We start from the raw sequence: 11786 nt of genomic DNA on the forward strand, positions 1-11786 counted from the left end.
GTTTTGTCGGCACAAGCCAAACGCATGAAATCACATTTACCGAGAATGGGCGCTTCCAATTTTAACTTCCCGCCCCGTAGGCCAGCGCCGACGGCGTCCGGCAACCGACGATGGCTGGGGCCTCATGGACGAGCGCATCATCCTCGAGGGCCGCGACCATGAAGAGGGCGAAATCCACCCGGCGCGTGAGGTTGCTTGCCAGGACGGGATCACCCACATGCCTGCTCCAGACGGGCAGGCCCTGGCTCTCCCCTTCCTCCAGATCGCTCCCCCGCACGACGGTCCACCGGGTGTCGCTGGCGAACACTCTCCGGCAGGCCTCCACTTGGTCGTCGAGCTCCACCAGGCGCAGTCGCCGGGCAATCCATCCGAACGCCGCAACGAAGGCCTTGAAGGTCCGCGAGTACACGTCCTTCCCGTCGCGGGAGATGTGCCAGCCGCAGGAAAAGACCAGGCGCGCGCCCGGCCGCGCGTGATCGAGCACCGCCTGCACCGTCCCGGACGAGTACTGCTGGACCCCCCACGGCACCAGCACGGTGAGCACCCCGTCGCACCCTTCGACCGCCCGCTCGATGACCTGTGCGTCGTTGGTCGCTCCGGGGAAGATCGCGATGCGGCCCTTGAACGGGTCGAGTTTGCCCACGCTGCGCTCCCGGCAAACGCCGACCACTTCGTAGCCCCGATCCAGCGCATGCTGCACCATGTACCGCCCGAGCTTTCCGGACGCGCCGACAATGCAGACTTTCTTCATCGCCTCCCTCTCCCGGTGCAGCGCGTGGTGTTGGCTGCAGCAACTATACGTGGAATGGCGGATGCGCGGAATTCCTTGACCAAGGAGCCCTTTCTAGGATCATTGGTGTCTTATTTGTGTTTTTCTATCATTATTTAAATCAATCTGTATCAACCTTGCGCGGATTCCCGGGTGACGAGGTTCTCCAGCACGGCGAAGGCGGCTTCCACGATCCGGAGCGCCCCGGCCACCAGGTGGCCCTCTCCTGCGCCGGCGCGGGATTCCAGGAGAGCCGCCGCCTCCGCCAGGGGCCCGGCTCCCACCATCCGGCTGGCGCCCTTGATCCGGTGGGCCCCGCGCGCCGCTTCCGCCAGATCCCCCCGATCCACTGCCAGCCGCAGGCCCGCCAGGTCGATCCGGCAGGTGTCCCGGAAGTCCCGCAGGATTTCCAGCGTGGCGGCGCGGTCGCCCTGCGACAGACCCTCCAGGACGGCGAAGTCCACGGGAGGCGCCCCCGGAGCTTCCATGGCCGCTTGCAAAGGTTCCGCATCCGGGTCGACGGGCCTCGGGGCCATGAGGCCTGCCGCTCCCGGAAGCCATTGGCGCAGCTTCGCGTCGAGGCCGGGGATGCTCACCGGCTTGATGATGCAATCGTCCATGCCCACCGCCTGGCAGCGCTCCAGTTCGCCGTGCAGGGCGTTGGCGGTCAGGGCAAGGATGGGGATGCGCGGGTTCCCGGTCTCCGTTTCGATCCTGCGGACCTCCGCGGCCACCTGGTAGCCGTCCATGTGGGGCATCTGGATATCGGTGAGCAGCAGCCCGTACTTCGTCTGCCCCAGGGCTTCCAGGGCCGCCAGCCCGTCCTCCACCGCATCCACCTGGTAGCCTGCGAGCTGGAGCTGCCGCGTCAGCACCATGCGGTTGGTGGCATGGTCTTCCGCCAGCAGGATCAGGCACCCCGCAGCCAGGGCCGCTTCCCGGCCGGGCGGCTCCACGGGCTCCCAGACGGCGGCCTGGGCGGCGTTGCCCAGGTCCGCGGGATCCGCCAGGGGGAAGGCCGCGATGAAGGACATGGTGGTGCCCTTGCCTTCCTCGCTGTCCATGGTGATGCGGCCGCCCATCATCTGGGCCAGGCGCAGGCTGATGGAGAGCCCCAGGCCGGTGCCGCCGAAGCGTCGGGTGGTGGTGGACTCCGCCTGCACGAAGGGTTGGAAGAGCCGCTTCTGGTTTTCCGGCGAGACGCCGATGCCCGTGTCCCAGACGCGGAAGGCGAGGGTCTGGGCCTCCGCGTCGGAGCCCAGCAATTCGGCGCGGATGCCCACCTTGCCCTGGTGGGTGAACTTCAGGGCGTTGCTGAAGAAATTGTCGAGGATCTCCCGGAACCGCACTGGATCCGCCACGTGGGCCTCGGCGATCCCCGGGTCGATCTCGCAGGCCACCTGCAATCCCTTGCCGGCGGCGGCTCCGGAGTAGCTGGCGAATTCCTCTTCCACGATTCGCCGCAGGGAGACCGCCACGGGTTCCAGCTCCAGTTTTCCCGCCTCGATCTTGGAGAAGTCCAGGATGTCGCCGATGATCCCCAGCAGGGCGCGGGCGGAGGACTGGATGGTGCCCAGGGCGCTGCGCTGATCAGGATCCAGCTTCGTATGCGACAGGATCTCCACCATCCCCAGCATGCCGATCATGGGGGTGCGCAGCTCGTGGGTCATGGTGGCCAGGAATTCCGACTTGGCCTGGTTGGCGGCCTGGGCCTCCTCCGCGCGGATGCGGAGCGACAGGTCCGCCATGGCGCCCACCATCCGGGTGATCCGGCCGTCGGCGTCCTTCACCACGCACCCGCGGTCGAGCACCTGGGTGTAATGGCCGTCCATATGCCGGAACCGGTACTCGTCGGACCAGACGGTGCCGCCTTCCTCGATGGTGGCCCGGATGCCGTCGAGGGCCCGCTCCCGGTCCTCTGGATGGATGCGGTCGATCCACCACTGCCGGGTGGCGGGGACTTCCGCGATGGGATACCCGAAGGTGGCGGTGATGGTGTCGCTCCAGGCCAGGGTGTCCGTGGCGATGTCCCGGACCCAGATCACGTCACTGGTGGCCCGCTGGACCATCAAGTAGAGGTCGTTCTGGTCCCGCAGCTCCTGCTCGGCCTGCTTGCGTTCAATGGCCACGGCCACCTGGCCGGACACGAATTCGAGCAGGGCCTTGTCCCGGCTGGTGTAGGCGATGTCCCCGGAGTAGCTCTGCAGCACCAGGGCGCCGAGGGTGCGCGACCGGGACTTGAGGGGCACGCCGACCCATTCCATGGAATCCGAGCCCACCACCGGCAGCAGTAGTCCGGTGCCATCTTCCCGGGTCTCCCGGGTCAGGAGCAGCGCCTTTCCCGTGCGGATCACCTGGCCGGTGAGGGTGCCGTCGTCGAGCTTCCGGATCCCCGGCGGCGGGTCCTGTTCGTCCACGAAGTAGGGGAAGGTCAGTTCATCCTTCCGCTCGTCATAAAGCGCCACGAAGAAGTTCGGAGCCGGCAGCAGCCCGCCGATGATTTCGTGGATCCGGCGGAACAGGTCCGGGAGCGTCGCGGCGGAATGGGCGGCTTCGGAAATGCTGTGCAGCGCCTCCTGCGTCTTTTCGGCCTGTTTGCGTTCGGTGAGGTCCATGCAGGCGCCGCCGATGCCCTTCAGCAGGCCTTTTTCATCAACGAGCACTTCCGCATAATCGAAGATGACCCGGACTGCGCCATCCGGCCGGACGATCCGGGACTCGTGGCTGAAAGGTTTCAGGTCGACCTTGGCCTGCTCCACCAGCCGCTCGATCTCCGCCCGGTCCTCGGGATGGACGCGCTGAAGGAAATCCTCGAAGGACGGCTTGTGGCTGTCCGGGTCGACCCCGTAGATGCGGCATAGCTCGTCGGACCAGACCAGCACCTGGGTGGCCAGATCCCAGTTCCAGCTTCCCAGGTGGGCGAGCCGCTGGGCCTCCTCCAGTCGGGATTCGCTCACGCGCAGCGCTTCCTGGTCCCGGACGAGTTCGGTGATGTCTTCGGAAATGAAACAGAACCGCGGATTCCCGCCGGCGGTCGTGCCAAGGGGGGCGATGGTCACCGAGAGGCTGCGTTTGCGGTCCCGCATCTGGCCGGCGAGAACGAAGTGGATGGGATGCCCCGCCGCCTCGGCTTCCCTGTAGTGCTTCAGCCAGGTGTCGTGGTCCCCGGGCCTCATCCCGACCTGGCGGGCGGTGGCCCCGGCGATTTCGGACGCCGGCCTGCCGAAACTGCGGGCCATAGCCTCGTTGATGGACACCGCGAGCATCTCCCCCTCGGGAGTCACCTCGGAGACGCCCATCATCATGGGCGCCCCATCGTAGAAGGCCCGGAGGGTGGCTTCCCGCTCTTCCAGGTCCCGGGCCAGCCTGTGGCGTTCGGTCACATCCTCCACCAGGTAGGCGAAGCGCGGACGGCCATGGGGGCCCGGCCCGATGTAGGCGAGCGTGATGGCCCAGCGAAGGTTCAGGCCCGCGAGGGACAGTTCCCTTTCAAAATGCACCGGCTCGCGGGTTTCCAGGGCCCGGCGGTACTCCTCCACCCAGACGCCCCGGTACGGCCCCGTGAAGCCAAGGTCGCCGATGCGCAGGCCCGGGGCGTCTTTCACGCCGATGCCCATGGAATCTGCGGCGGCGGTGTTGACGGAGACCAGGACCACATCCTGGTCCTCGGTGAATTCCGTGACGCCCATCTGGAAGGGGGCTCCATCGAAAAATCCGCGGAGGATGCCCTGGCTGTTCTTCAGGGCCGCTTCTGCATGTTTCCATTCCGAGATGTCCCGCATGAACACCCGGGCTGCCACTTCCCCCTGGAAACGGACCCGCGTGATGGTGACCTCCACGGGCGTGACGCGGCCGCCATGGCCCACCACGCGCAGTTCCTGGGCCGGCATCATGGCTCCGGTCTCAAGGAAGCGCCAACCCCTCTCCTCCATCATGATGCGGTCCTTGGGGTGGAGGAAATCCAGCACGGACTTGCCGAGGACCTCCTCATCGGACTCCACTTCGAACAACTTCAGGCCCGCGGGGTTCACATAGCGGAACACGCCGCCATTGGCCACGAAGATGCAGTCTGGCGAGTTCTCCACGAGCTGCCGGTAGTTCTCCTCGCTTTCGGCCATGGCCTGCCAGGCGGCATTGCGTTCGGTGATGTCGCGGAGGAAGACCCGGCCTCCCACGCCCCCTTTCCAGGGAATGGGGGAGGTCATGGCTTCCACTTCCACCACCTTGCCGTTAGGCCGATGAAGCCGCAGACCCGTCCGGCGGAGGGCCTCGGGATGTTCCTGGAAGCCCTGCACGCGCTCCTGGATGCGGGGTTTGTCGTCCTCGTGGACATTCTCCAATACCGAATGGCCGATCAATTCTTCGGCTGAATGCAGGCCGAAGAGTTCCACCGCGGCTGGATTCAAGTAATCAAACCGGCCTTCGAACTCGATAAAGATCGCCTCGGGCGCGGTCTGCACCAGCTGCCTGTAACGGTCTTCACTCTCGGTCAGGGCGGCGGTGCTCCGCTCCACCCGCCGCCGCAGCAGATAGATCCAGGCCAGGAAAACGAGGATCACCCCGGCCACGATCATAGCCGTGAGGATCAGCCGGTCCTTGGTCCGGGCGGATCTCAGCCGGTCGGGGTCGAACAGGAATCCATCCAGGCGCATGGTGGCGGGCAGGATCCCGAGTTGTTTGTAGATCGCGAGGGTCCTGTCCCATCGTTCCTTGTTGATCGAGCCCACCGGGACGATGTCTGGAAGGATGAGGATCTTCATGGCTTGGGCCTCGGCAACCATATTTCCTGGACGGAGGCCTCGCTCCTTGGCTCCTGGCATTGCGAGGATCCAGCCGCTGACCTCTTCCGGGTGCTGCAAGGCGTAATTCCAGCCTTTGGCCACCGCCCGGCGGACCGCTTCCACCCGCTCCGGATGGTCCCGCGCCTCCTCAGTGGTCGTGAAAAGGCAATCGCCGTAGAAGTCGATGCCGTGCTCCGCGGGCCGGATCAGCTTGACCGGGATCCCCGCCTGCTCCAGTTGGTAGGGCTCCACGCCGTAGTACCCGGACATGGCGTCCGTGCGGCCTTCCTGGAGGTCCCGGAAATTCCAGGACTGCGGCAGGAAGGTGATGCTGGAAGGGTCGATGCCCTCGTGCATGAACATCGCCCGGGTCTGGATGTCTCCCTGGTTGAATTCCACCATCACCCGTTTGCCCACCAGATCCTTGGGCTCGATCAAACCGTCCGCGGCGCGGGTCATCAGCACGTAGGGCGAGTGCTGGAAGATGGCCGCCACCACCACCACCGGCAGGCCCTGGGCCCGGGCCACCAGCAGATCCGAATCGCCGATGCCGTAGGCCGCCTTGCCCGCCGTCACTTCCCGGACGGGGTCCCGGTGCGGGCCGCCCTCCACCAGGTGGACGTCGAGCCCCTCAGCGGTGAAGTACCCCATGCGCTGGGCCGCGTAGTAGCCCGCGAACTGGAACTGGTGTTTCCATTTGAGCTGGATGGCGACTTTTTCCGGTTTGGGCGCTGCCTGCAAAGGGGGGCCACCCCAGGAGGACCAGGACCGCCAGGAAGCCCCGGGCCAGCCTAGAAATGGCCCACGGCTCCACTGGATGAGCCAAGCTCGCAGCGGCAGGGGTGGATGGTGCGTGTGGGCCCAAACCAAGTCTCCCAATGCTACTGAAGCCTACTCCTCAATTTTGATTCTGTTAGCAAATTATCGAGGCGCGATTGAACTTTACAATCAAATCGCATTGCCCCAGTTCCTCGTGCTTCGAACCCATACAAGTAGCCATCATCGCTGCCGCCGATGGCGAAGCCGCCGTCGCGGGAAAGCTGGAAGGGCCAGTTCATGGCGGAGGTGTCGAAGCTGCCCAGGCCCGCGCCATTGTTGGCATCCAGCACGTAGAAGTGGCCGGGCGTCAGGCCGCCGCCTTTTTTGGGTTCCCCGGTGCCGAAGGACACCAGGTTGTCCTGGCCGCCCAGGATGTGGTTGCTGGGATTGGGCCAATATTCCACATCCGTTTTCCAGGCCAGGGTTCCGCTGGCGCCGGCATCGTCCACGCGGTAGGCATACCCCACCAGCGGCGCGCTGCTGTTGCTGAGGCCCACCACGAAGGAACCGTCTGCGGACATGCCCACGCAGCTGGAGGTGGAGATGCCTGGCTGGACGTACTGCCACTGGGAAGCGCCGGTGCTGATGAAGGTGCCCCGGTCGAAGTAGTAGATGCCGTTGGTGCCGCTGATGGCCGCGGCGAATCTGCTGCCGTCCGCGGACATGGCCACGGATTTCACGTAGGCGCCGCCGGAGGTGGATTCCGCCTTCAGATTGCGGCTGGCCAGGGCCGCGAAGTGCTCCTTCACGAAGCCCCGCGGATCAGCGCCATCGGGTTCCGCCGCCGAGCCGCCGGCGGGGATGGACCAGGTCTGCGACTGCACCAGCCCTGTCGAAGTGATCTGGAACAGGATCAGCGCCGGCGCCGAGCCGTTGGGGTAGAAGCCGGCCACCAGCCATTTTCCGTCCTCGGACATGGCCAGGCTCTGCACGCTGTTGTTGGCGGACGTCAGGCCCGTGAGCGCCTGGTAGGCGCCGCCCTGAAGGTTGTACAGGTAGATCTGCTGGCCGCTGCCGCTGTAGGTGGCGCCGCATCCGGCCGCGAGGATGGTTCCATCCTTGGACATGGCGATCTGGTTCACGCGGGAGCCTGTGGATTGCGTCAGCAGCGCGCTGCCGTCGGCCACGGAGATGGCGCGCAGCTGCCCGGTGTAGGTGCTGGTGAGCCAGCCGCCGCCCGCGGCGATGGTGCCGGCCGCGTTCAGCTTCACCCAGAACACGCCTTCGTAGGCGCTGTCCCACACGTCCGACTGGAGCACCGCGCCCGCCCGGTTCAGCACGTAGAATCCGAAATCCGCCGTGGTATCGAACTCGAAGGTCCCGCCCGCCAGCACCGTCCCATCCTGGGAGGCATCCGTGGTGTTGAACCAGAGCCCCGGGGAGCTTTGGGGATAAGTCCAGGACGAAGTCATGGTGGGCGGTTGGGCCGGTCCGGTCATCGATAGCTCCTTGAGGGGTGCAGCCAGCATAAACGAGGGCGGAGGTTTGAGCTATGGGCTTTGAGCTTTGAGCTTTGAGCTTTGAGCTTCGAGCTTTCAGGTTGCGGCTTTAGGCCCGGATCATGGGTCCAGAGTTTCAATTCGGATCCGGCCTTCGGCCGCGCATCAAGGTGCGCCAAAGGCGCCACCAGATTTGCTCATAGCTCATAGCTCATAGCCCATAGCTCTTTATTGCCGCTCCAGGAGGATGCTCCGGAACGTGCGGCCTAGCATCACACCCTGGTCGGAGATAGTCCGCAGGGGCAGGCCCGCGACCAGATCGCCGAAGCGGCGGTTGATGTCCGTGAAGGGGAGCACCAATGCCTGGAGGCCCTTTCGCCAGAAAGGGACGCGCGCCTGGCCATCGGGCAGGAATTTGTCCACCACCGCGAGGCGGCCGCCGGGCTTCAGGACGCGGCAGGCCTCCGCCAGCACCGCATGGCCATCGGGCGCCACGGCGACGATGAGGTGCAGCAGCGCCGCATCGAAACCCGCATCATGCAAGGGCAGCGCCTGGGCATCCATGGCCGCGAGCCGCACGTTGGCCAGGCCCAGCCGTGCGCGCCTCCCACCGGCCCTGGCGAGCATGGCCGGCACCAAGTCCCCGCCCAGGACGTCCACATCGCGCGGCAGGAAGGGAAGATCCAGGCCTGTGCCGATGCCCGGAATCAGCAGTTTTTCGCCGGGAGCCAGCTTCAGCGAGGCAATGGATTCCCTCCGGATGCCGCGCATCAGGCCCGCCATGGCCAAGTCGTAGAAAGGCGCTCCCAGGTGGTAGACCAGGTCCCGTTTCACGGTCGGCCCGGATCGCCCAAGGCCCTCGCGAGGTCATCCAGGCACAGTTCCACGGCACGGTTGGGCTCGGGCGCCTTGCCGAGCTTGATGCGGGCGTAGGCGTTGGCCATGTGGCTGGCGGCGTGGGCTTCGATGTGGTCGGCCAGATTGGGCTGCTGGCTCACAAGCACGGCGCGGTTCTCCAGCCCCAGCGCTTCGGCATTCTTCTTCTGATGGTCGTGGGCGGAGTTCGGCAGCGGGATCAGGATGGCGCCCCGGCCCGCGGCCTTCAGCTCCGCGCAGGTGCTGGCGCCGGCCCGGGAGACGACCAGGCTCGAGGCCTCCATGGTTTGGTCCATGGCCTCGATGAACGGCACGAGCTGGTGCCGCTCATGGCGCGGTTCCGATTTGATCCGTTCGTATTCGGCGGCGCCGGCCTGGTGCAGGATCTTCCAATCCGGGAATTGCTCCAGCAGCGGCGGCGCGGCCAGCAGCATCGCGTCGTTGATGGCCCGCGCCCCGCCGCTCCCGCCCAGCACCAGCAATTGGAAGGGCGGCTGCAAGTCCTTCACCCTGCTGAATTCCCGCAGGAAGGAAGACCGGATGGGCGTGCCCACCGTGAGGCAGTCGGCTTCCGGCAGCAGGGGCCTGACCGCGTCCATGCCGCACCACACGCGGCTGGCGCCCTTGGAGACGCGGCGCACCAATTCGCCCGGGGCCGCGTTGCTTTCGTGCAGGAAATAGGGGATGCCCAGGGAGCGCGCCGCCAGCAGCGCAGGCGCCGCGCCGTAGCCGCCGGTGCCAATGACCGCCCTGGGGCGATGCTGTTTCCACGCGGCTTTGAGGGCCGATTCCGCGCGCCACAATTTCCAGGCGGCGCGAGCGATCTTCAGCGGCGAACGCCCCAGGAAGCCTTCCACGTCGAAGAGCAGATGGGGCCAGGACGACTGGGGCAGGAGGATGCCTTCGATGCCGCGCAGGGCGCCCACGAAGGCAATGGTCAGGTCCGGCCAGCGCGCCTTCGCGCCCTCGGCCAGGGCCACCGCCGGGAAGAAATGCCCACCCGTTCCGCCGCCGGTGAAGACCATCGCATCCTTGAATCCAGGTTCTGCCATGCCTTCAAGACTAGCGGAGAGCAGAGCCTACCTTGAAACGGGAGCACGAGGAGTCCCAGGAAAACCCGCGGGGGCATTCAACCGGAATCCGGGTTAAATTGGGTGGCATGCAAGCCCGCCGATGCCAGAGCTGCGGGGCCCCGCTGCCGGAGGCCGCCGCGGAAGCCTCGATCACCTGCGATTTCTGCGGCACGACCTACGATCCCCGGTCCGCTTTCCTGCTTCCCCTGAAGGTGAAGGTGGCCCCAGGAACCTGGAAGCGGATCCTCTGGATCCTCCTGGCAGCCATCCTCGTTCCATTGCTCGGCATTTCCGCCGCCACCTGCGCGCTCATGGTCTCGGCGAAAAAAGCCATGGACGGCGCCAGGACCGGCGGGCGGATGCGCGCCGCCGAGGTCCGCGCCCCGCGCAGCGGGTTGATCAAACCTTCGGCGCTGGCCGACCTGGATTCGGGTGGCTGGCAGAGGTTGGACTGTGCGCCGCCGCCGGGCGGCGCCGGAAACCTGGAGGCGGTCGCGGCCATCCCTTGGGCCCTCTCCCTCGCCCAGGCCTGGCGCAAGGACGCGCGGCTGGACCGGGTGGACGTGGAAAAACTGAGGCCCGACGGCCTGGTGAACGCACAGGATGACGAATCGGCATCCGTGACCTACCGGTTCCTCTCGCCCTCCCAGTTGGAAGAACAGCGCCGACAGGCGGACCTCGCCCGGAGCGACGCGAAGACTGGCCTCTTCATCGAGATCAGGAGCGGCAGCGCGCGGGCCCTCCTGACCGGCGGCCACCGCCGGGACGGACTTTTGCCGCCCCATCCGGCCAGCCTTCCCCTCCAGCGGATCCTCGGAGGCCTGGAACGCGCGGGGAGCCTGCCTTCCAAACCCTTCTACCGGGGCTACCTGATCCACCTCGAAGGGGAAGGTTGGGTCTGGTATCTCAGCACTCTTTCGAAGCAGGATTCCATTCCCAGGGCGAGGGCCACCGACGGAAGGCCGTATCCGTATCGGTGAAGGCCGGGGGTGCAGGCGGGTTTAGAAGCAGTGGGCGGGACAGCAAAATGGAGCCCGAAGATGCTACCCGCGGTCAGGGCCGCCGCGACGGAAATCACATTTCCCTTGCCTGCCGCGCGTACCCGAAGAACCGCAAAGGAGTTAGGGTTTGGCGGGTCCGTGGAGGGCGGGATCCGGGGAATTCTTGGCAAGACGATGCCCGGGCTCCGCGATAGGATAGGGGCGATGCTGAACTGAAGTTTTCCAAGTCCAGACGGACCCTTTTTCGGAGTCTCCATGAAGATCCTCGTCGCTCTAAAACAGGTGCCCGACACCGAAACCCGGATCAAGGTGGCTGCGGACGGCAAGTCCATGGATCCCGCGGACGTGAAATGGATCACCAGCCCCTACGATGAATACGCGCTGGAGGAAGCCATCCGCCTCAAGGAGAGCAAGGGCGCGGAAGTCACGGTGGTGAGCCTGGGCGCGGATAGCGCCAAGGATGTGCTGCGCAACGCGCTGGCGCTGGGGGCCGACAATGCCGTGCTGCTCAAGAGCGACGCCTCGGACCCCCTGGCCATCGCGTCGGCCCTGGCCGCCTGGGCCAAGGACAAGGGCTTCGACCTCATAATGGCCGGCAACAAGGGCATCGGCGGCGACAACGCTTCCGTGGGCCCCATGATCGCCGAGCTGCTGGGCATCGCCCAGGCTAACGTGGTCGTCAAACTGGAAATCGGGGACGGCGCCTTCCGCGCCGAGCGCGAGATCGAAGGCGGCTCCGAGGTGGTCGAGGGCAAGCTGCCCGCCGTCATCACGGCGCAGAAGGGCCTGAACGAGCCCCGCTACGCCAGCCTGAAGGGCATCATGGGCGCCAAGAAGAAGACCATCGAAGAGCTTGATGGCGCCGCGCCGTCCGGCTCCACTTCCGTGGTGGGCATGGTGATGCCGCCGGCACGCCCCGAAGGCCGCAAGCTGGACGGAGAACCCGCCCAGCAGGCCGCGGCGCTCCTGAACGCGCTCAAGGACGAAGCGAAGATTTTCTAGGCCCTGCACTTTTCCGATTGAAAAAA

Annotated in this window: 7 protein-coding genes; 2 read left to right on the forward strand and 5 right to left on the reverse strand. The window is 66.1% G+C overall.

Annotation, left to right across the window (positions count from 1 at the left end; all coding sequences use genetic code 11):
• Positions 1-61 precede the first annotated feature (61 nt).
• From IPQ13_07205 to IPQ13_07225, 5 genes are all read right to left on the reverse strand, one after another.
• Entirely contained in the window at positions 62-751 is a 690-nt protein-coding gene (locus IPQ13_07205) for an NAD(P)H-binding protein (protein MBL0210685.1), read from the reverse strand.
• Positions 752-900: 149 nt separating this feature from the next.
• Entirely contained in the window at positions 901-6291 is a 5391-nt protein-coding gene (locus tag IPQ13_07210) for a PAS domain S-box protein (protein MBL0210686.1), read from the reverse strand.
• A 140-nt stretch (positions 6292-6431) separates the two neighbouring features.
• A complete protein-coding gene (locus tag IPQ13_07215) occupies positions 6432-7808 on the reverse strand; it encodes a hypothetical protein (protein ID MBL0210687.1) in 1377 nt (458 codons plus the stop codon).
• Between the two features lie 228 nt (positions 7809-8036).
• The gene (locus IPQ13_07220; protein ID MBL0210688.1) at positions 8037-8642 is read right to left on the reverse strand and encodes a methyltransferase domain-containing protein; all 606 of its coding nucleotides are present in this window, start codon (positions 8640-8642) and stop codon (positions 8037-8039) included.
• The gene (locus tag IPQ13_07225) at positions 8639-9736 is read right to left on the reverse strand and encodes a UDP-N-acetylglucosamine--N-acetylmuramyl-(pentapeptide) pyrophosphoryl-undecaprenol N-acetylglucosamine transferase (GenBank protein MBL0210689.1); all 1098 of its coding nucleotides are present in this window, start codon (positions 9734-9736) and stop codon (positions 8639-8641) included. The genes IPQ13_07220 and IPQ13_07225 overlap by 4 nt, the downstream gene beginning before the upstream one ends.
• A 107-nt stretch (positions 9737-9843) precedes the next feature.
• On the opposite strand from IPQ13_07225, the gene IPQ13_07230 reads away from it, so the two are divergent.
• Together IPQ13_07230 and IPQ13_07235 are read left to right on the forward strand one after the other, a co-directional pair.
• The gene (locus tag IPQ13_07230; GenBank protein MBL0210690.1) at positions 9844-10737 is read left to right on the forward strand and encodes a hypothetical protein; all 894 of its coding nucleotides are present in this window, start codon (positions 9844-9846) and stop codon (positions 10735-10737) included.
• A gap of 276 nt (positions 10738-11013) precedes the next feature.
• The gene (locus IPQ13_07235) at positions 11014-11760 is read left to right on the forward strand and encodes an electron transfer flavoprotein subunit beta/FixA family protein (GenBank protein ID MBL0210691.1); all 747 of its coding nucleotides are present in this window, start codon (positions 11014-11016) and stop codon (positions 11758-11760) included.
• Positions 11761-11786 lie beyond the last annotated feature (26 nt).

It is taken from the genome of Holophagaceae bacterium (assembly GCA_016720465.1).
Classification (GTDB): Bacteria; Acidobacteriota; Holophagae; order Holophagales; family Holophagaceae; genus JANXPB01.

What these genes read in the sequence shown, in the direction of transcription:
- IPQ13_07205 (MBL0210685.1), bottom strand. Translation starts at nt 751, where the DNA reads ATGAAGAAAGTCTGCATTGTCGGCGCGTCCGGAAAGCTCGGGCGGTAC.
- IPQ13_07215 (MBL0210687.1), bottom strand. Translation starts at nt 7,808, where the DNA reads ATGACCGGACCGGCCCAACCGCCCACCATGACTTCGTCCTGGACTTAT.
- IPQ13_07225 (MBL0210689.1), bottom strand. Translation starts at nt 9,736, where the DNA reads ATGGCAGAACCTGGATTCAAGGATGCGATGGTCTTCACCGGCGGCGGA.
- IPQ13_07230 (MBL0210690.1), top strand. Translation starts at nt 9,844, where the DNA reads ATGCAAGCCCGCCGATGCCAGAGCTGCGGGGCCCCGCTGCCGGAGGCC.
- IPQ13_07235 (MBL0210691.1), top strand. Translation starts at nt 11,014, where the DNA reads ATGAAGATCCTCGTCGCTCTAAAACAGGTGCCCGACACCGAAACCCGG.